This window comes from Psychrobacter sp. TB67 (genome assembly GCF_000511065.1).
Taxonomy (GTDB): Bacteria; Pseudomonadota; Gammaproteobacteria; order Pseudomonadales; family Moraxellaceae; genus Psychrobacter; species Psychrobacter okhotskensis.
In genome coordinates this window covers 19,397-38,643 of sequence record NZ_AYYA01000050.1, presented here as the reverse complement: position 1 = coordinate 38,643, position 19,247 = coordinate 19,397, and the positions used below count along the sequence as shown (strand labels likewise).

18 protein-coding genes and 4 tRNA genes are annotated in these 19,247 nt (G+C 43.6%); 12 read left to right on the top strand and 10 right to left on the bottom strand.

The features are described from left to right. Window positions 1-31: 31 nt before the first annotated feature. The 4 genes from W293_RS0107705 to hemA all read right to left on the bottom strand — a co-directional run bounded on the left by W293_RS0107705 (window position 32) and on the right by hemA (window position 4,094). Window positions 32-451 carry a DUF6691 family protein gene (locus W293_RS0107705; RefSeq protein ID WP_025651879.1) on the bottom strand — a complete coding sequence of 140 codons (420 nt, stop codon included), beginning with the start codon at window positions 449-451 and terminating at the stop codon, window positions 32-34. 99 nt (window positions 452-550) lie between these two features. Further along, complete coding sequence (locus tag W293_RS0107700; protein WP_037025550.1) at window positions 551-988, bottom strand: YeeE/YedE family protein; 438 nt, start codon at window positions 986-988, stop codon at window positions 551-553. Between the two features lie 241 nt (window positions 989-1,229). Next, a complete protein-coding gene (locus tag W293_RS0107695; protein ID WP_025651877.1) occupies window positions 1,230-2,366 on the bottom strand; it encodes an aminotransferase class V-fold PLP-dependent enzyme in 1,137 nt (378 codons plus the stop codon). A 330-nt stretch (window positions 2,367-2,696) separates the two neighbouring features. After that, window positions 2,697-4,094 (bottom strand): glutamyl-tRNA reductase, encoded by a 1,398-nt coding sequence (gene hemA, locus W293_RS0107690; protein WP_025651876.1) that lies wholly within the window; start codon window positions 4,092-4,094, stop codon window positions 2,697-2,699. 533 nt (window positions 4,095-4,627) lie between these two features. Here hemA and W293_RS0107685 point away from each other — a divergent pair. The 3 genes from W293_RS0107685 (at window position 4,628) to ispE (ending at window position 8,288) form a co-directional block, all read left to right on the top strand. Then, window positions 4,628-6,469, top strand: a complete 1,842-nt coding sequence (locus W293_RS0107685; protein WP_227502688.1) for a tetratricopeptide repeat protein — start codon at window positions 4,628-4,630, stop codon at window positions 6,467-6,469. 179 nt (window positions 6,470-6,648) lie between these two features. Continuing rightward, window positions 6,649-7,293: a lipoprotein insertase outer membrane protein LolB gene (gene lolB, locus W293_RS0107680; protein ID WP_025651874.1), complete on the top strand. Its 645-nt coding sequence runs from the start codon at window positions 6,649-6,651 to the stop codon at window positions 7,291-7,293. 50 nt (window positions 7,294-7,343) lie between these two features. Then, entirely contained in the window at window positions 7,344-8,288 is a 945-nt protein-coding gene (gene ispE, locus W293_RS0107675) for a 4-(cytidine 5'-diphospho)-2-C-methyl-D-erythritol kinase (RefSeq protein ID WP_227502369.1), read from the top strand. An 11-nt stretch (window positions 8,289-8,299) separates the two neighbouring features. Here the strand turns inward: ispE and W293_RS16755 are convergent, their stop codons facing one another. Then, a complete protein-coding gene (locus tag W293_RS16755) occupies window positions 8,300-9,205 on the bottom strand; it encodes a hypothetical protein (protein WP_025651872.1) in 906 nt (301 codons plus the stop codon). A gap of 301 nt (window positions 9,206-9,506) precedes the next feature. On the opposite strand from W293_RS16755, the gene W293_RS0107665 reads away from it, so the two are divergent. The 7 genes from W293_RS0107665 to W293_RS0107635 all read left to right on the top strand — a co-directional run bounded on the left by W293_RS0107665 (window position 9,507) and on the right by W293_RS0107635 (window position 14,367). After that, a tRNA-Gln gene (locus W293_RS0107665) sits at window positions 9,507-9,582 on the top strand. Between the two features lie 165 nt (window positions 9,583-9,747). Then, window positions 9,748-9,823: transfer RNA gene (locus W293_RS0107660), tRNA-Gln, on the top strand. Between the two features lie 110 nt (window positions 9,824-9,933). Beyond that, the gene (locus tag W293_RS0107655) at window positions 9,934-10,881 is read left to right on the top strand and encodes a ribose-phosphate pyrophosphokinase (RefSeq protein WP_025651871.1); all 948 of its coding nucleotides are present in this window, start codon (window positions 9,934-9,936) and stop codon (window positions 10,879-10,881) included. A gap of 322 nt (window positions 10,882-11,203) precedes the next feature. After that, window positions 11,204-11,893, top strand: a complete 690-nt coding sequence (locus W293_RS0107650) for a 50S ribosomal protein L25/general stress protein Ctc (RefSeq protein WP_025651870.1) — start codon at window positions 11,204-11,206, stop codon at window positions 11,891-11,893. 205 nt (window positions 11,894-12,098) lie between these two features. Then, window positions 12,099-12,680 (top strand): aminoacyl-tRNA hydrolase, encoded by a 582-nt coding sequence (gene pth / locus W293_RS0107645; RefSeq protein WP_025651869.1) that lies wholly within the window; start codon window positions 12,099-12,101, stop codon window positions 12,678-12,680. A gap of 159 nt (window positions 12,681-12,839) precedes the next feature. Continuing rightward, window positions 12,840-13,220, top strand: coding sequence for an aspartate 1-decarboxylase (gene panD / locus W293_RS0107640; protein WP_025651868.1), 381 nt, complete (start codon window positions 12,840-12,842; stop codon window positions 13,218-13,220). A 169-nt stretch (window positions 13,221-13,389) separates the two neighbouring features. Next, complete coding sequence (locus tag W293_RS0107635; protein WP_025651867.1) at window positions 13,390-14,367, top strand: calcium/sodium antiporter; 978 nt, start codon at window positions 13,390-13,392, stop codon at window positions 14,365-14,367. A gap of 42 nt (window positions 14,368-14,409) precedes the next feature. On the opposite strand, the gene W293_RS0107630 is transcribed toward W293_RS0107635, so the two are convergent. From W293_RS0107630 to W293_RS0107620, 3 genes are all read right to left on the bottom strand, one after another. Further along, window positions 14,410-15,063, bottom strand: a complete 654-nt coding sequence (locus W293_RS0107630) for an RDD family protein (RefSeq protein WP_025651866.1) — start codon at window positions 15,061-15,063, stop codon at window positions 14,410-14,412. 285 nt (window positions 15,064-15,348) lie between these two features. Then, window positions 15,349-15,425, bottom strand: a tRNA-Arg gene (locus tag W293_RS0107625). Window positions 15,426-15,609: 184 nt separating this feature from the next. Next, window positions 15,610-15,699 (bottom strand) — tRNA-Ser (locus tag W293_RS0107620). Window positions 15,700-16,092: 393 nt separating this feature from the next. Here W293_RS0107620 and W293_RS0107610 point away from each other — a divergent pair. Beyond that, the gene (locus W293_RS0107610; protein WP_025651864.1) at window positions 16,093-16,899 is read left to right on the top strand and encodes a hydroxymethylpyrimidine/phosphomethylpyrimidine kinase; all 807 of its coding nucleotides are present in this window, start codon (window positions 16,093-16,095) and stop codon (window positions 16,897-16,899) included. Window positions 16,900-16,978: 79 nt separating this feature from the next. Here W293_RS0107610 and W293_RS0107605 read toward each other — a convergent pair whose 3' ends face one another. Then, a complete protein-coding gene (locus W293_RS0107605; protein ID WP_025651863.1) occupies window positions 16,979-17,548 on the bottom strand; it encodes a YggT family protein in 570 nt (189 codons plus the stop codon). A gap of 132 nt (window positions 17,549-17,680) precedes the next feature. Next, the gene (gene proC / locus W293_RS0107600; protein ID WP_025651862.1) at window positions 17,681-18,511 is read right to left on the bottom strand and encodes a pyrroline-5-carboxylate reductase; all 831 of its coding nucleotides are present in this window, start codon (window positions 18,509-18,511) and stop codon (window positions 17,681-17,683) included. A gap of 227 nt (window positions 18,512-18,738) precedes the next feature. On the opposite strand from proC, the gene W293_RS0107595 reads away from it, so the two are divergent. Beyond that, window positions 18,739-19,236, top strand: coding sequence for a GNAT family N-acetyltransferase (locus W293_RS0107595; protein ID WP_025651861.1), 498 nt, complete (start codon window positions 18,739-18,741; stop codon window positions 19,234-19,236). Window positions 19,237-19,247 lie beyond the last annotated feature (11 nt).

Here is a 19,247-nt window from a genome sequence, read left to right as displayed (position 1 = left end):
ATTTTATTTAGGACTGACTATAACCAAACGACTAATCAAGCTTAGGTTCAAGCCATTGATAAACTAGCATGCCGACGATCATCGCTGGGATAAAGACATAGGCCTGCCATTGTCCTGTCCCAAGTAGCACGATACCCGGTCCTGGGCAAATACCCACCAAGCCCCAGCCGATACCAAATAGCATCGCCCCGACTAGCAACTTCTTATTAATATCAGTTTTAGTTGGCATCTCGATTAAGGTGCCAATCCAGCTATTCTTTTGGCGCTTAGCCAATTGCACGCCGACCATTGCCACTATCAATCCGCCACCCATCACCAGTGCTAGAGAAATATCCCATGCACCAAAAACGTCCAAGAATCCTTGGACTTTCACAGGATCAGTCATGCCTGATATCAGCAGCCCCAAGCCAAATAATAGCCCAGCCAGTAATCCAATTATATTTTTTAGCATTATTGTGTCTCGCACTTAATATGTTAATCCAAGCTGTTATAAGCAGCTTTTATAAATAGTATTAACGCCGCCTGAGCAACGTGCCGCCTATATCGCTACTTAAATCATGCCCAAAATATGACGACCAAGATAAACCGTCATAACACCAAAGAGCATAAAGGTTACTGTTGCTACCATCGAGCGTGGTGACAGGCGTGCATTACCGCAGATTCCATGACCGCTGGTACAGCCTGAGCCCAAACGCGTACCGAAGCCGACCAGCAATCCTGCACCGATTAATAAGGGTAAAGAGGTGCTGATTTCGACATCAGGTAGTGGTCTTGCCAGCTGATATAGCAATGGTGAGACGATGAGACCAAATATAAAAAGCACTTGCCACATCTCGACGCGCTTGGGCTTTAAGAGGCTTGAAAAAATACCACTGATGCCAGCAATACGGCCAATGCCTAACAGCAGGATGACAGTCGCCACTCCCAACATTAAGCCACCTAATAAAGATATCGGTGTAAATGCTTGCCAGTCTACTTGTATGCTCATAATATTTACCTAAGCTTATTTTCATCCAAAATAACTTTAAAATCATTTTATAAAAAAACATTATATTATAAAATATAATAAAAAGGTAAAAAAATACTGAACCTATTGTTATAAAGGCTCAGTATTTTTAAGTTGAACATACCTTTTGCAAAAATTTGAGTAGTAAGTAAAACAAGCGTAAGCACTACACCAAGTAGGCTAAGTAAGTTTTACGCAGATAATCATATTTTTTGGATAGGTACTATTTCGCCAATACTTTATCAAGCGCGCTTTCAAAGCGTTGTACCGCACCATCAACGTCTGTCAATTTATCTAAACCGAATAGACCCAAACGGAAGGTTTTAAAATTTTCTGGCTCGCCAACTTTTAGCGGTACGCCAGCAGCGATTTGCAAGCCCGCCTCAGCAAAGGCACTACCTTTATGCATGTCATCACGCTCAGTGTAAGCCACCACAACGCCTGGCGCTTCAAAACCTTTTGCCGCAACGCTTTCGACGCCTTTGTCTTCTAGTACTTTACGAATACGGTTGCCAAGCTCCCACTGCGCGTCAGACAGTTTGTCGAAGCCAACTTCTTTGGCCTCATTAATAGTATCGCGGAACTGACGCAGGCCATCGGTTGGCATCGTTGCATGGTAAGCATGACCACCATTTTCATAGGCGTGCATGATGTTTAACCATTGCTTAAGATCGAGACTAAAGCTATCAGATTCTGTGCTCTCGACTTTTTTGACGGCAGCGTCGCTAAGCATGACAAGACCGGCACAAGGGGTGCTGCTCCAGCCTTTTTGTGGCGCGCTGATAAGCACGTCAATGCCCAAGGCTTTCATATCGAGCCATACACAACCTGATGCGATGCAATCGATGACCAATAAGCCACCAACGCTATGGACGGCTTCGCCCAATGCTTTGATATAGTCATCTGGTAAAATGATACCGGCTGAGGTTTCGACGTGCGGAGCAAAGACAATGGCGGGTTTTTGTTCTTTTATTTTTGCTACAGCGACGTCGATATCGACTGGTGTAAATGGCTTTGGCGCTTCCGTATCTTCCGTACGATCAGCGGTTAATACCGTCGATGACTTAGCAATGTTGCCTTTTTCTAAGATTTGCGTCCAACGATAGCTAAACCAGCCATTACGGATAATCAGACAATCTTCATCCTTTGCCAATTGACGCGCGACAGCTTCCATCCCATAAGTGCCAGAACCCGGCACGATAGCAACGGCATCGGCGTTATAGACTGACTTTAGCTCACTAGATAAGTCGTTCATTACTTGTTGAAAGACCTTGGACATATGGTTAAGGGCGCGGTCAGTGTAGACCACTGAATATTCTAATAGGCCATTTGGATCAATATCTTGACGTAATGCAGTCATGGAACGCTCCTAGTTTATGGTTAGATAATTTGATGACGCTTAAGTCTCAGTACAGCCATATCCAAATATGGATAAAGCCTAGGTATTAATACCGGATAAGAAACCAGAAAGCGACTAAATAGGCTAAAAATGAATATTGATAAAGCCTATAAACACTAAGCCAATATATTCATAGCCACACGCTTAGCGAACACCAGTACGGTATCTTAATCCAAACCATTTAATTAATGAGAGCTTGATATTAGCACTGATACCGAGGGTTGACAACGATACGTCTAGGCAATGATATGACTTGCACTGTTGACTGTTTATTGGTAAATGCGGCGCTCATCAACGTCGACGATTGGTATCTTTTAGCCCTGAGACAACGAAATCTAACAATTCACTGTCCCCTTCGCGCGCCGCTTTGCGCATCAGCTTGGATGGCGCATGGGTCAAGGTTTGAGTTAAGCGTCTCGACAGCTCGGTGATGATATCTTCAGGGCTAGCACCTTCAGCGTTCAGCTTAGCAATGGATTCATTGAGCAATTTATCCACTTGGTCGTGGGTACGCTCGCGATACTGCTGAATGTCTTTGCCGACTTGGCGCACTTGAAAGCGTCGATCCATTTCAACGACCAATTGACTAACGAGCAGCTCCGCATCTACTGCTGCTTGCCGACGCTGTTCAATATTGCCCGCGATGACATGTTGCAAGTCATCGACAGAATACAGATACACATCATCGATACGGCTCACGGTCGAATCGATATCACGTGGCACCGCCAAGTCTATCATCAGCATTGGCTGATAACGGCGACGTTTCAGCGCTTGCAACGTCATGGTTTTATCAATCAATAAATCCATACTACCACTACAACTACTCACAATATCGGCTTCCGCCAACACTTGCGGCAACTCTTGTAAAGCTCTGACTTCCACACGTCGTCCAGGCTTGCGCAGTTCAGCCGCTAGAGCCTCAGCACGCTCAGGATTGCGGTTACAAATAATCACCCGCCCTACCCCAAGTCCGGCAATATGAGTGGCGACTAGACGATTCATTTCACCAGCGGCGACCACCAACAGAGTACGATTGGGCAAGTCATCAAAAATCTGCGTGACCAGCTTGGCAGCAGCGAAGCTAAGCGATACTGCTTGAGCGCCAACCTTGGTCTCATTACGTACCCGTTTGGCAGCAGCAAACACCTGATCGACGATCCAGCCTAGCTGATTGCTTAAGGCTTTTTGATCTTGCGCCAGATGTACAGAGCGCTTAATTTGACCGAGTATCTGCGGTTCGCCCAATATCATAGAGTCCAGCCCAGCAGCGACGCGCAGCCAATGAGTCAGCGCATGAGTATCACGGTGCACATAAAGATAAGGGTCAATCTCTGCAAGCGACAATTGCTTAAAGTTAGCCAGCCAAGTTTTAATCTTCATGATATGGGCGCTGACGGCCGCTGAGGAGACAGTATTGTTGAGCGCCATATTGTTAGGCTTACCACTAGAGTCACTGCCAGAAGAGGATAACTTGGCATCATCGACATTTGGCTGTGCTGGCACAAACAAGGTCTGCGGCACGATGGCATAAATCTCAGTGCGGTTGCAGGTGGAGACGATCACGCTGCCATCAGTAAAGGCCTCTAATTGCTCAAGGGCAATAGTCACGTCTTCACCCACGAGCGCCAAGCGCTCTCGTAGAGCGACTGGTGCGGTTTTGTGATTGACCCCAATGACCACTAATCTCATTATTGATAGACCATAAATATAACGCTCACCTGCCAGTCAAGCATGCGTATCGTTTGCCAGAAGCAGTTTTTGTAAGTTAAAAGGCAGTTTTTAGCAGACAGCGCTTAAAGGAAAACCTAAAATCGCTTATTATATCATTATTGCCAGCTTTATTTAATACTCGCCCACCTGTGATGACTATTTGCTTGTATCTGGTTGACTGTATCTGGGCGCATGAGTAACAAATCAACTACCTCATAAACTTTTAAGACGATTATTTGAGTAACACGGGCGCTATTGTTTATCCCCTCAATCTAATCTTATAATGTTGGTCATGGGTACTGGCTACCGATGTCTGTTTTAAAATCAACACGATAAAATTGCCTTATGAATGGGTAAACAATAGGTGTATACGGCTATTTATGATTTTTTTTGAGTCATCATTTCGATCACAACTTGTGCATAACGATCAATCTAGCCTTCGCGCTTTATTACACGTCATTATTGAACGTCTATGCCAACGTTATAAGCTAACATTATCGTTGGCCATTTGCTTGTGCCTAGCCTCACCCACTCAGGCCAATCCGCTCGACCCATCTGATATTCATAACAGTCAATCCTCAGTAAACCAGCCTTCAGCCGCAATGATGAATACAGATGCGGCTAATCGCGAATGGTCTATCAAGGATTATGATGTCGATAATACATTTGCCAATGAGCCAACACAGAATGAGTCAACAACGACCGTAACCAGCGTAGCAAATGTAAATAGCTTAGCACCGACGATTGCCGCACAACCGACGCTGACAGAACCAAGCTTATATGCGCTTTTGGACGCAGAATTTGCTGCTGATCGCAACGATACACGCCGGGCCGTGACGATTTATAAGCAGCAATCCTTTAAAGAAGATGCGACCGCAGTGTTTGAGCGCGCGCTTAGCTTATCTTTGCGTAATGAAGGTATCGAGGACTCCTTGCAGTTTGCCAAAACGTGGCAAGACCAAAACCCCGATCATGTACCAGCATGGTTTTACGTGGCGCATTTGGCCTTGCGTGCGCACGACTATCTGTTGGCGGGTGAGACCTTAAATCGTATCTTGCGTTATGACCCTAGGGCAGACTTAAGTGAAATTCTTATCGGCATTTATCCCAACACTGATGATGACAAGCGTGAATTACTCGCCGCCCTACAGCCACTGGATAGTGAACAAAATGCCTCGTTGTCGGTGTTAAAAGCAGGCTTGCTTTACCAATTCAACGAACCTGAGATCGCCATCGTCCATATCAATCGCGCGCTGGAGCGTCAGCCTGACTATGTGCCTTTTATCACCCTAAAAGCCGATATATTGCGCAAAATAGAAGCGCCAGAGACGGTGATTAATTATGTCAGCCAAGCGCGCCTGCGTAACCCCGACAGCAAAAACTTATACCTATATGAGATTCGCTACTTATTGGATCTGAAACAAAGCGAGCAAGCGTGGCAGCTATTACTAGCGGCGCACAATCGCTTTAGTGATGATGCTGAGATTACCTTATTGGCCGCATTGGTCAGCTTAGACATCGAAGAATATCCTAGTGCCGATCGGCTACTCAATATGTTAGCAAAAAGCCCCGCTTACCTTGACCAAGCTTATTATTACCTTGGTATCAGTGCCGAGCGCCAACAACGCTTTGAGCAAGCCAAGTACTATCTGAATGGCGTCATGCAAGAAGACTTGGTGCTAGAGGCGCGTAAAAAAGTCGTGGGTTTTGAATTGCTTAACGATGACGTAGACGCCGCCATCGCCACCTTAGAAAAACTACGCAAAGAATTCAGCGTCTTTGCCCCTGATACTTATGTGCTGCAAGCCGATATTTTGTGGCAGCAGAATGAGCCAGATGAAGCGCTGCGTTTGTTGACGCGAGCGGCGCGCAAATACCCTAATAGTGAGATGCTACTGTTTGCCCGTGCTCAGCTGTTAGATGATAAAGACGACTACGTGGTCAAACGCACTTTGCTCAATCACTTGCAAGCGCTCGATCCTAACAACCTCTCTTATCAGCTCAGTTACGCTCAGCTATTGCTGGCCAACGAGCGTAGCTCTGCGCAAGGCTTGGCGCTAGCGACAGCGATTATCCAAATCCGCTACGATGATCCGCGTTACGATAACGAGCTGCATCTGCAAGCGCTCAACGTACTAGCAAGTAATGCCTTGGCCAATGAAGACTATCGCCAAGTGATTGACTATCTACAAACCCCTTACGACGTCTTACCGACTCTACGCTCAGGAACGCTGTTGCTGCGTGCTTATCAAGGTCTGGGCGATAATGACAAAGTCGACGCCTTACTCACCGACCTACAGCAGCGCTTCTCGTTTGGGCAACACAATGTTAATGACCGCATACAGCTGTATTAACAGCGGTTTGGATTATCTTCAATCAATATTTTTTATAAATAATCAGTTATACCATTACGCCAGCCATTCAAGCACAAGTTATCAAAGCTACAAGGCACTTATAAGAAGCTAACAGCGGCGTATAAATGGGTAACAAATTCAGCTTAAGCTATTATCTTTGTTAATTTTGAGGAAGTATCATGTCAGTATTACAAACAATCCCTTTTCAAGGCAATAAACTGGGTCTATTGACGGCTTTGACAGCAGCCATTTTGGTGACGACTGGCTGTCAATCGTTAAAAGCTAACAGCAGCACCAATCAACCTAGTAGTACCGTACAGGGACAAAGCGTCCAGCAGCCACAAAAACTTGAGAGCTTCAATATCACTGGTAAAATTGGCGTTACGACACCTGCTAATGATGCTAACGGTGCCCAAGGCGGCAGTGCTTTTTACGCGTGGGGACAACAAAGCGACCGCTTTGCGATTGAGTTGATTGGCGCGCTAGGCATTGGCAAAACCAACATCGAATATAATGGTCAATCAGCGACCTTAGTCAGTGAAAAGACCGGAACCTTAACTGCTGCTGATCCTGAAACCTTGCTCAAAAAAGCCACGGGCTGGCAAGCGCCGATATCCCAAATGCCCTACTGGATATCTGGTCGCCCAGCGCCTTCAGACAGCGCACCACAGCTTGATGCTCAGAACCGTTTAATCAGCTCAGTGAACGGTGAATGGCAAGCCAGCTTTACGTATAAAGGCAATGATAAACTGCCAAACAAAATCAGCGCCGTACAATCACAAGGCAATAAAGTCGTCATGACGATTGACCATCAGAATCGTTAAAGCATTGAAATATTGAGACATTCATAAATCAAATGGCGATGCAAAATAATATGAGCGCTAAAACGACCATCACTCGCTTATCCCCAGCAAAAATCAATCTGTTTTTGCACATTACTGGTAAGCGTACTGATGGCTATCATAATTTACAAACCGTTTTTCGCTTGCTCGATTGGGGCGATTATCTCCATTTCTCAGTCATGAATAAGACGACGATTTTTACGGTAGACAATACGCTAGATGCGGATAAGCTTTGTCATCAGCTACTGATATTGACTGGCGCAGACGCAATAACGGTCAGCATTGAAGACAATCTCATTTTTAAAGCCGCACGCGCATTGCTAGCGTTTGCCATAGAATCAACCAAACTACCTAAGCAACTAGCGTCAGTGCAAATTACTCTAGATAAGCATTTGCCGATGGGTGCAGGCTTGGGTGGTGGTTCGTCCAATGCCGCGACAACTCTACTAACATTAAATGAGATTTGGCAGCTGAATTTAACGTGTGAGGAGCTTATAGAAATCGGTGCAAAAGTGGGTGCGGACGTACCCATATTTATCTTTGGGCAAGATGCGATTGCGATGGGTATTGGCGAGGAGCTGACAGCGATTGATTTGCCTGAGCAGCAGTATTTAGTGCTAACACCAAACGCGCATGTGAATACCGCCAAACTGTTCGCCCATCCTGAATTACAGCGCGATATTACGCCACTGTCAATTGAGACGATTAAAAATCAGTCTAATGACTATGATCAACATTTAAATGCGCCTTACCAAAATGTCTTTACGCCCGTGGTTATCAGCCTTGCCCCTGCTGTCGATGAAGCGCTTCAGTATTTGCAACGTTTAGAAGAGCAAGCACTAGGAACATCACGAATGACTGGCTCTGGTAGTGCGGTATTTTTGCCGTTAGATGTGAATGTTGCTAGTGATAAGGCACTCTTGGCAAAGTGGATTAAATGTGCGCCTTGTGAAGGGTATGTAGTTAGGAGTTTGTAGCTAGTCATTTTTTACAATTCAGAGCTTGGTTTCGATAATATAACCAGTACATACCAACATATTCCAGCTAAACCAAGATATAGCACTGATAGACCAAATTTATGAATGGCAAAGTGAATTATGCCAGCCAAAGCAGCACAAATGGCTACCGTCAAAAATAGAATAATTCCAATTGCACCAGCGCAACCCGCTTCATTAGCGGCTAATTCTTGAGATTTCTTTAGCGTTTGCTCTTCTTCAATAGACCTTTTAGGCGTGGCTTTTCTAAGCCGCTTATCATGTTTGTAGAACCAGTAACTAGGAAAACCAAATAGTAGGAACGTTAAAAACCATTGACGACGATCTGTACGCTGCTCTGCCCTAAAATAAGCAAGCTGATCTTCGTATCTGTATAGCTTCTTGCCATCAACACTGATTTCATATACGACATTACCAATCCAGGTACCTGGCTGATAGAGAATATTCGCGGTTTGTCCAGAATAACCATAGGCTTGACTACAACTATCACGGTCATAATATTTACAATGTAGCCTTGTATCCCTAATTAGTAATGATGATGACGTGTTCTTACCTACTCGACGGTTAAATGGCTCATCTGGAATAACCCCACTCACTTGTTCTAGCTTAGTTTTATCTTCAGCAATTTTTGTAAAAGATATACTTGAGTTAAAGAGAAATGTAATAATTATAATAAATGGTATGATACCGGTAATAACATTATACCCATTACTCGAAATAACAGGCTTAAGGTAGGTTCGCGTTACTAGAGCAGATAAAATTAAAAAGAAAAGCATATAGGCTGAAACCATAGAGTCAGCGATAAAAACACCTATCACTGGAAATACTATCGCGTAAACTAAACTTGTATAAAAAAACTGCTTAGGCGTTGGTTTAACGAACCACTGTTTTATACCCAAGAAACTATCCCTTATTGGCTATTTATATAAATATAATTATTTGACTTCTATTGTATGTAATTTAAAGAACTGTAGACATTAAGTATAAAGAATTTTTTTATATTTTAAAAAATGTTGCTCTAGACAAACCCTATCTAAGCTCACCTATGCAATCCTACAATAAAATGTCATTAACTCGTCAATTCTTATGGTCGATTTCTGCCATTCACCCATCAAAACCATCCCATTACGAATAAAAGCCATAAAAAGCCGCAAATGACTTGCAAAATCTGAAAATCTACTTATAATAGGTCGCCTCAATAGGGGTATAGCCAAGTTGGTAAGGCATCAGGTTTTGATCCTGACATCCGTTGGTTCGAGTCCAGCTACCCCTGCCATTTTTAGTTCGGATTGCTGTTTTATAGCAATTGACAACACCTTTCCTATTTCGGTATAGTTCGCAATGAACACCGTTAGGGAACGCCGTCTTAGACGGTTAATAGGTAACGACGCTAGTCTAATTTTTTATTAGTATTCAGCGCTCGTACTGCCTAGTACATTACAGGGGTATAGCCAAGTTGGTAAGGCATCAGGTTTTGATCCTGACATCCGTTGGTTCGAGTCCAGCTACCCCTGCCATTTTTTACTGTAATAGTAGTCTTCAATATTTTTCATCACTCTTTTCTATATTTGGGCAGTTAGACACTGCTTAGCGGTCGCTGCTTGATTTAATCAATAGGACTTCAGTCATGCCTTATTTGGCAATTTTTACGGGCAACGCCCATCCTGAATTAGCGAAAACCGTCGCCGACCACCTACACATCCCTCTTGGTAAAGCTGACATCACGCGTTTTTCTGATGGCGAAATTGCGGTGGAAATCAAAGAGCACGTGCGCGGTAAAGACGTGTTTATCATGCAGCCTACTTGTGCACCGACCAACGACAACTTGATGGAAATCATGATGATGGCCGATGCCTTGCGTCGCTCTAGTGCTGGCCGTATCACCGCTGTCATGCCCTACTTTGGTTATGCCCGTCAAGACCGTCGTCCGCGTTCAGCGCGTGTTCCTATCTCGGCCAAAGTCGTCGCTGACATGCTCAACATCGTCAGTATCGATCGCGTCATGACCGTTGATTTGCACTCAGATCAAATTCAAGGTTTCTTTGATATCCCAGTCGATAACATTTACGGCACGCCTGTGCTGCTAAACGACCTCAAAAAGCAAGATTATGACAATATCATGGTCGTCTCTCCTGACGTCGGTGGTGTCGTTCGTGCCCGTGCTATGGCCAAACAACTAGGTGATACTGACTTAGCCATCATCGATAAGCGCCGTGCGCGTGCCAACGAATCACAAGTGATGCACATTATCGGTGATGTTCGCGACCGTGATTGCGTCATCGTTGATGATATGGTCGATACTGCAGGCACATTATGCAAAGCTGCTGAAGCATTGAAAGCAAATGGTGCACGCCGCGTATTGGCTTACATTACCCACCCAGTCTTATCGGGTAATGCGCTAAAAAACATCAATGAATCTGCATTGGATGAGATTGTGGTCACTGATACGATTCCTTTATCTGACGCCGCCAAAGCTTGTAGCAAAATTCGTCAAGTAAGTATCGCCCCGATGCTGGCTGAGAGCTTGCGCCGTATCAATAACGAAGAATCTATCAGTGCGATGTTTGACGCTTAGGTAACGCTTAAGATTGTCCGTTACTAAAAAATCTGTTAAAAAAACGCCAAGTTTTATGACTTGGCGTTTTTTTTAATCACTTTTCGTTGTTTATTGTATATTCACTTTAAATAGCCATTTCACGTAGGTCTTTATTATTGTTAAAGAATCACGTATAATGCGCGCCTGTATTCATCATTAGCTAATCTTTATTATTTTTAGGTATTTTTATACTTAGCGACATGATTGATACTTTCTAAAGTATTGATTATCCAGTGATAGACTGGTCGCAAGTCTGTTATTACTGGTAGATACTTCACATACTCTCTATAGGATTATATCCATGAGCATTAATCATTTTGAACTAAACGCCATTGATCGTGCTGCTGAACTACAAGGTAAAGGTGCGAGCCGCCGCCTACGTAAGCAGAATCTTGTGCCTGCTATCATCTATGGTGGTAACGAAGAGCCAACAGCGATCTCTATCAAGCTTAACGAGTTGGTAAAATCACTTGAATTCGAAGCCTTCTTCTCGCACATTTTGACCATCAATGTTGACGGCGAAGAGCATCAAGCCGTTATCAAAGACTTGCAGCGCCATCCAGCTAAAGGCTTCCCAATGCATGCTGACTTCCAGCGTATTGTGAAAGGTCAAAAAATCCACATGAATGTTCCTGTGCATTTCACTGGTCGTGAAGATGCGCCGGGTACTGCTGCTGCTGGTGTACTATCAACGCTAGTATCTGATATCGAAATCATCTGCCTACCATCACAGCTACCTGAATACCTAGAAGTAGACGTATCTGGTATGGAAATCGGTGATTTGTTCCGTTTATCAGACATCAAACTTCCTGAAGGTGTTGTTATTCATGAACTTGAACTAGAAGACGGTCATGATCGCACGATCGTTAACATGCAGCCACCAACGGTTGAAGAAGTTGACGAAGACGCTGAAGAAGTGGATGCAGCTGACGTTCCAGCCACTGAGCAAGATGCTGAAGGCGAAACTGAAGACAAGAAAGACGACGAATAATAAACAATCGCTATGTAGTGACTTATCGTATGCTACGTAGATAAAGGTTTGTTTAGTTAGAAAGCAGCAGGTGATAAATATCTCCTGCTGTTTTTGTAAGTAAGGTTTGAAAAGTAGGACAACTATTGTGTAGCCTAAATATTATAGAGTCGTCTTACTTTTCAAACCTTATCACTCATTTATTACAGCTAAGAAAGGGGTTTTTATGGCCATAAAACTTATTGTCGGTCTTGGTAATCCCGGTCAGCAGTATATGTTTACGCGTCATAATGCAGGGTTTTGGTTCGTCCATCATTTGGCGCAGCAGTTCAACATCACGCTCGCCCCTGACAAAAAATTCCACGGGGTAACAGGACGCGGACAAATTCATGGGCATGACGTGCGGCTATTGATGCCACTGACCTTTATGAATAAATCCGGTCAGTCAGTGGTGCCTATGGTCAACTTTTATGGCATCCAAAATGATGAGTTGCTGATTGCCCATGATGAGCTCGATATTCCAGCGGGCAGCATCAAGCTCAAAACCGATGGCGGACATGGTGGTCATAACGGTTTGCGCGATATTACGCCGCATATTGGCAACGACTTTCATCGCCTGCGCGTGGGTATTGGGCATCCGGGACACAAGTCTAAAGTCAGCGGACACGTCCTATCAAAAGCTTCCTCCGATGAGCAAATTGCCATTGATAGCGCCTTGAGCGCCGCGTTTGAAGCTTTGCCCCTGCTGTTAAGTGGTGATATTGAAAAAGCTCGCTCTCAGATTAATAGTTTCAAAGGTCCAGAATAATAGGTCGAATGAATAACAGCACCTTTTATTTTGGCGATATTGTCCCCATTAACCTCTTGATTTGGTTAATTAATAAGTCAGTTGATATCTCATTTTTCTAATGATAGTTTTTAATAGCAGTCACGCTCATTAATATCAGTTACGCTAAGGAAGCAACCTATGCTACTTAATATGCTTAAATGCAAGTTACACCGTGCCCGTGTTACCCATGCCGAGCTTCATTATGAAGGCTCGTGTGGTATCGATGGTGATTTACTAGATCTGGCTGGTCTACGTGAAAACGAATCTATCGATATCTATAATGTGACCAATGGCAAGCGCTTTCGCACCTATGCTATCCGTGCTGAAGCAGGCTCTGGTATTATTTCGTTAAATGGTGCCGCCGCTCATATGGCCGACTTAGGTGACATCGTCATTATCTGTGCCTATGCGCATTTTGATGAAGTGGAAGCCGAAACTTATCAGCCAAAACTGGTCTATTGCAACGAAGACAATACGGTCAAAGACACAGCGAATATCATTCCAGTACAAGTGGCTTAGTTGTAGTAACTTTCGTTTTGTAACTTACCTGTGGTAGCTTAGTTGTTAACGGCGAGACGCTGCTGTTAAGTTTATAAAAAATTGTGTTCGATAAGGAAGCTGAATCTATATAGGATTCAGCTTTTTTTATGTTTTTTTATCCATTTACGAGTCACAAGGAAACCTACTAATGTGGTTGGCAGTTATTGCAGTATTAATCGGTTTAGCCATTTTGGTATGGAGTGCCGATATTTTTATTGATGGGGCAACTGCTCTGGCTATAAAGTTACGCGTGCCAAGTTTTTTGATTGGGGTGATTATTTTAGGATTGGGCACGTCGGCACCTGAGATGGTAGTGTCGTTACTTGCTGCCTTGGAAGGCAGTCCCGAGCTGGCGCTAGGTAACGCTTATGGTTCAAATATTATCAATATAGCCTTGGTATTGGGGGCAACGGTACTGATTAGCCCCATCATCATTCATAAAGGCATCATCAGGCGCGATTTGCCGATACTGGTAGCGATTACCGCATTGGCAGCATGGCAGCTACGTGACGGGCTGCTGAGCTTAAATGACGGGCTAGTGCTATTGGCAATGCTGGTCATTGTCTTAGGGGTTCAAATCGTACTGAGCTTACGCGACGGCAATTCAGATAACGCAGATGAGACTAAAGAGGTCATCGATGCTGATCATAGTGCACCGAGTTTAATGCGGGGTTTGGGTAGTTTATTCATTGGTCTGTCAATGCTGGTAGCAAGCTCGCAAGCCATCGTCTGGGGTGCAGTAGAGTTGGCAACATTTTGGGGCTTGAGCGAGCTGATTATTGGCTTAACCATCGTGGCAGTTGGTACCTCATTGCCCGAACTGGTTGCCAGCTTATCAGCAGCGCGTAAAGGTGAGCATGACATGGCGCTAGGCAATATTATTGGCTCTAATATCTTTAATACCTTAGGCGTCGTTGGTCTGGCCGCTCTCATCGCCCCTATCACTGCCAATCCGATTATCTTGTCGCGTGATATTTTAGCGATGGGCTTGATCACTCTATTACTCGTCGTACTGTGCGTCTTTGCCTTTATGAGCAAGCGTCCATTTGGTCGTATATCTGGCGCGACCTTAGTCATGTTTTTCGTCGGCTATACTTTATGGCTGATGCAGACAGCCAACATGTAACGCTTAACGTGTGTTGACAGACTATGGTGATGATAGTGCGGTTTATTTTCCTTGCTTACGGTTTCTAATGACCCGCCATAAACTTTCATTCTCGGTTTTTGGCATTTTTAAGGTAATGGTATTCGATAGCATATCTTGTACCGCGAGTCCGCGACGATTGAACAGGCAAAAGGCATAATTAAAGACGAAGCCCAATAAAGCACTGGTTAATAAAATAGCGCGAGTGCCACCGATGACACTACCAATAATGCCAAATATAAGCGGCATAAGACTAGCCGCTAAAATACGCTTAAAAGACTGACCCCACGTTAGCAAATGACCGCCATTGTTGACCGTCTTTAGGCGCCACGTTTGCATCCCTAGTGTTTGACCACTACGACGCCAAAACAGACCATAGAAGCCCACTAACGTCAGTATAAAAGACGGGGTCATAATAAAGTTTTGATACCATGTCGGCAGTGATCTGGCTTCTTGTGATTGCGTGCCGGTGTCCATGGTCAACAATGTGCCAATCACCGTCAATATAGTACCTACCAAAAATAACAACGCTAAAACCAACATACCATCATAGAGAATAGCCGCCATACGAGTACCAGGTTTGGCAATCGTCGGTTCTTCGGCTTCAGAGATATGAGGCTTTGGGGTTTTTGGTGATAATTTGGCTTTAGTAGCCGCTTTTGACGACGATTTAGACATGATACAAGCCCATAACAAGCGAAAAATAGAGCGCTCATTGTACCGTAATTCAAGCGCCTATCGTACATTATGATGCGAGAAGACTTTTTCTGTAAAAGACTGTCTATTCAAATGTAGAAGGAAGATGGGAGATATAACAGTCGTTTTATAAATAGAAGACTTATAGAAGCTATAGAGATAAAAGCTACATACATAAAAAAATCGCCAAATTGTCATAAGACAGGCGATTGATTTAGATTTTCTGTTAGCTTACTTATTACATGAACAAATAAACTAGTATGCAAATGGTGCGCTTGGAGAGATTCGAACTCCCGACCCCTTAGTTCGTAGCCAAGTGCTCTATCCAACTGAGCTACAAGCGCGTACTTTGCACATCATTTACTGCATTGTTAACAACAATTACAGCAAATTAGGTTGGTTATTATATAGATAATATCGCTTGTGTCAATATCTTTATTAGTTAAATTCAAATTAGTTTTGAACCAAATACTAAAAAAATAATTAACGCCAATTTTTGCGTTATTACTCTACTAACAACTGAATAAATGGCGGTGAAGGAGGGATTCGAACCCTCGATACGCTTACACGTATGGTTCCTTAGCAGGGAACTGGTTTCAGCCACTCACCCACTTCACCTAACGATTTAAGACACTTATCAAAGTATTTTTGAAAAAACACTTCTTTAAACACAGTATCGATGCTAACAATACGTCTTATGTCGTGGGCGAGTATTATAGCAAAGCCAAAACGAATTGCAAGCACTGTCTACAGTTTTAACCATGCTTTTGCCATAATTATGAGTTTTAGAGCTATTAAACAGATTCTTCGCCCTTTTCTAGCGCTTGCGACCCGACTACTCGTAAAAGCAACCGTGCATTTAATAAATGGTTTTAAAAAATATAATATAACGCGCGACCTTAAGCTGCTATGGCTTTTTTGGTAGCGGATGGCTATAGTAATAGCGCATCATTGAGTATGATAAATAAATATTAATACCTCATTGTCATCAAACGTGGAAAAGGAACGCTTATGCGGCCAGTGGTATTGTGTTTTTCAGGATTAGATCCCTCCGGCGGGGCTGGACTACAAGCAGATATCGAAGCCATTGGTCAAGCAGGCGCTCATGCAGCGATTGCTTGCACGGCTATCACCATTCAAAACTCACAGCAGGTCTTCGGCTTTGAGGCTTGTAGCGCTGAATTGGTCAGAAATCAAGCGATGGCTGTGCTCGAAGATTTGCCAGTAAAGGTTATCAAATCGGGCATGCTCGGCACTACTGATAATATAAAAATGATGACTAGATTATTCACTAATAAAGTTATTAAAAAAAACACCCCTTTTGTACTTGATCCAGTATTGGTTGCTAATAGTGGCGGTAGTTTGGGCGATGAGGCAACTTTAGTAGCAGCTTTCAAACAGCTACTGCCCTATGCCACTTTAATTACGCCTAATACTCATGAGTTACGCGCTCTGAGCGGCGAGCAAGACTTGCATATTGGTGCGCAAAAACTATGCGCACAAGGATCTCATGCGATATTGGTCAAAACCTCACACGACTTTAATAGCGGTGATATCGAGCAGTATCTGTATATAGAAGGTGAGATGGTGCATCAAAGCACCTTACCGCGCTTAGAAGGCGAATTCCATGGCTCTGGCTGCTCGCTGGCTAGCTTTATCGCTGGACGTCTAGCAATAGGCGACGCGCTCATTGATGCCGTCAAGGCAGCCGATAACTGGATTACTCAAACCTTGCGCGCCGCCGATGCACCGCACCCTGAGAATGCAGAAGCCCAACTGATACCCAACCGTTTTATAGACTTTCAGAATAATCTATAAACGATAAATAAAAAAAGACGCTCTGTATTAATAGAGCGTCTTTTTTTGACTCTGTTCTTACTTTTCTGTCTTTACTTTATTAGCCCAACATCGGCATAAAACTCGATGCCAAACCACCGATAAATATCTCAAGCAAATAAAAGGCAAAAAATGCAACCATCGGTGATAAATCAATCATGCCTAAGTTTGGCGTGATGCGGCGAAAAGGTGCTAAAATCGGCTCAGCCAAATTAATGATGATACCAATAATAGGATGCTCAGATTTAGTAAACACGACAATCCAGCTCACAATAATAGAACCGATCACTAAATAGCGACACATGCGTAAAAAGTCTAATACTAAACTTATGGTACCTGTAAAAAATAGCGGCACAGGCGCGATGCCTTTGTGGGTCAACGCGGCTTTTCCAGAGATATCAATCAGACGAATCAAAAACATCAACACAATCGCGGCAATACTGATGCGACCGTGCGCAACAGTAGGAAAAATACGCCCAAACACATCGACGATATGAGTCGCCTTGTAAGCCGGTGCAATCATCGGATTGCTGGCATCCATCCCTGCAAACTGCAGCATAAAACGGATAAACACCAACATCATAGCGAAAGTGGTGACCAAATCAAAAATTTGAAATAACAGGTTGTTCATGAAGTGCTACTCAATGGGCTTGTACGCTAATAACAATAAAAGTAATAAAAGACGAATAATCGAGACCAGTATTAACCATTTATGATGACAGCCACTCACAAAGTGGCTGGTTGTATCTGCTGGCTATTGGTATTACTTCATCTCTTCGCTAAGCGCTTGACTACGATCATAACAGGCTTGCATGGCTTCGCCGATTTGACGACCAATCTCATTGGCTTGCATCGACTCAATAGCGGCTTGAGTCGTACCGTTCGGTGAAGTAACTTTGCGGCGTAACTCGGCAGGTACATCATCGCTATCCATTGCCATTTTTGCTGCGCCCAACATGGTTTGCATGGCCAATGCTGAGGCTTGCTCTTTATCCAACCCTAAGGCGACTGCACCATCAACCATCGATTCAATAAAATAAAATACATAGGCTGGTGCTGAGCCTGAAACTGCCGTTACCGCGTGCATATGCTCTTCGTCATCAACCCACATGACCAGACCAGAGGCTTCCATTACTGCAGTGGCTAATTGCTTTTGTTCAGTAGAGATATCATCCGTACCATAAAGACCGGTTGCACCCATCTGAATCATGGCAGGTGTATTTGGCATTGCGCGCACGATATTGCGATAGCCGCCTAGCATGCCAGACAAAATATCCGTCGACAAGCCAGCTGCCACCGAAATCACTAGCTGCTTGTCCAATACATCTGCAAAAGCGCTGACGACTGGTTTCATCACTTGCGGTTTTACTGCCAGTACGACAATATCAGCATCGGTAATAGCGGCGGTTGGATTAGCGGTTGGATCTACAGTGTTTAATCCCTTAGCGGCTAGTTGCTCGCGCGCGTCGCCGCTAGGATCAGCCACGGTAATCAGACTGGGCTTAATGCCGCAGCTTACAAGACCGCTAATCAAGGCCTGCGCCATATTTCCGCCACCGACAAAACTGATTTTCTTATTATCTAATACTGACATGTGTGTCTCCTACTCAAAAATTTCAAAGGCAATCAAAGTAACATAATGGTATTTAAAATGACACTCAGTTTACCATACTGCTACTACGACCGTTTGATAAATTCCCGAGCTCATTATTAGCCTAAAATCCTATTCAACTACTAAATTATCACAGACTCTTTCATAGCTTAGTTAGTAAATTGAGAAATGTCATTTTCAAACTATTTTTAAGTTTTTTGGAGTAAACGATGTATTTTGTGCGTAGAGGCAATCTAGACGACTTTACAGATATTGCTAACATGCACTTTGAGAGTTGGGGTGCCGCCTACTTAGGTTTGCTACCAGAGTCTTATATTAGCAACAAAAACAACCTATTCGAAAAAACAGAAATGTGGCAAGCGTTAATCGTTCATCACGATGTCGTTGTGTGGGTAGCACATGATACTAACCATAAAAGCTTAGGATTTATTGGATATTTTAATAAAAATAATAGCTATGAAATTACGACTTTGTATGTTTTACCAGAATATCAGAGGCTAGGTATAGGAACTGAGTTAATGAAGACGTCGTTGCAAGACATCTTAGAGTCTAATATCAATACCCACTTTTATTTATGGGTACTAGAATCTAATACAGCAGCTATCGATTTTTATAAAAAATTCGGTTTTGTCTATACTGGAGATAATAGTGAAGAATGCTACGAAGGTACTAAAATCACAGATATCAAAATGGTAAGAAAAAAATAATCTAACTTCTT

Coding starts and splice junctions, on each gene's coding strand:
- W293_RS0107705 (WP_025651879.1), bottom strand. CDS start 451: ATGCTAAAAAATATAATTGGATTACTGGCTGGGCTATTATTTGGCTTG.
- W293_RS0107700 (WP_037025550.1), bottom strand. CDS start 988: ATGAGCATACAAGTAGACTGGCAAGCATTTACACCGATATCTTTATTA.
- W293_RS0107695 (WP_025651877.1), bottom strand. CDS start 2,366: ATGACTGCATTACGTCAAGATATTGATCCAAATGGCCTATTAGAATAT.
- hemA (WP_025651876.1), bottom strand. CDS start 4,094: ATGAGATTAGTGGTCATTGGGGTCAATCACAAAACCGCACCAGTCGCT.
- lolB (WP_025651874.1), top strand. CDS start 6,649: ATGTCAGTATTACAAACAATCCCTTTTCAAGGCAATAAACTGGGTCTA.
- ispE (WP_227502369.1), top strand. CDS start 7,344: ATGAGCGCTAAAACGACCATCACTCGCTTATCCCCAGCAAAAATCAAT.
- W293_RS0107655 (WP_025651871.1), top strand. CDS start 9,934: ATGCCTTATTTGGCAATTTTTACGGGCAACGCCCATCCTGAATTAGCG.
- W293_RS0107650 (WP_025651870.1), top strand. CDS start 11,204: ATGAGCATTAATCATTTTGAACTAAACGCCATTGATCGTGCTGCTGAA.
- pth (WP_025651869.1), top strand. CDS start 12,099: ATGGCCATAAAACTTATTGTCGGTCTTGGTAATCCCGGTCAGCAGTAT.
- panD (WP_025651868.1), top strand. CDS start 12,840: ATGCTACTTAATATGCTTAAATGCAAGTTACACCGTGCCCGTGTTACC.
- W293_RS0107635 (WP_025651867.1), top strand. CDS start 13,390: ATGTGGTTGGCAGTTATTGCAGTATTAATCGGTTTAGCCATTTTGGTA.
- W293_RS0107630 (WP_025651866.1), bottom strand. CDS start 15,063: ATGTCTAAATCGTCGTCAAAAGCGGCTACTAAAGCCAAATTATCACCA.
- W293_RS0107610 (WP_025651864.1), top strand. CDS start 16,093: ATGCGGCCAGTGGTATTGTGTTTTTCAGGATTAGATCCCTCCGGCGGG.
- W293_RS0107605 (WP_025651863.1), bottom strand. CDS start 17,548: ATGAACAACCTGTTATTTCAAATTTTTGATTTGGTCACCACTTTCGCT.
- proC (WP_025651862.1), bottom strand. CDS start 18,511: ATGTCAGTATTAGATAATAAGAAAATCAGTTTTGTCGGTGGCGGAAAT.
- W293_RS0107595 (WP_025651861.1), top strand. CDS start 18,739: ATGTATTTTGTGCGTAGAGGCAATCTAGACGACTTTACAGATATTGCT.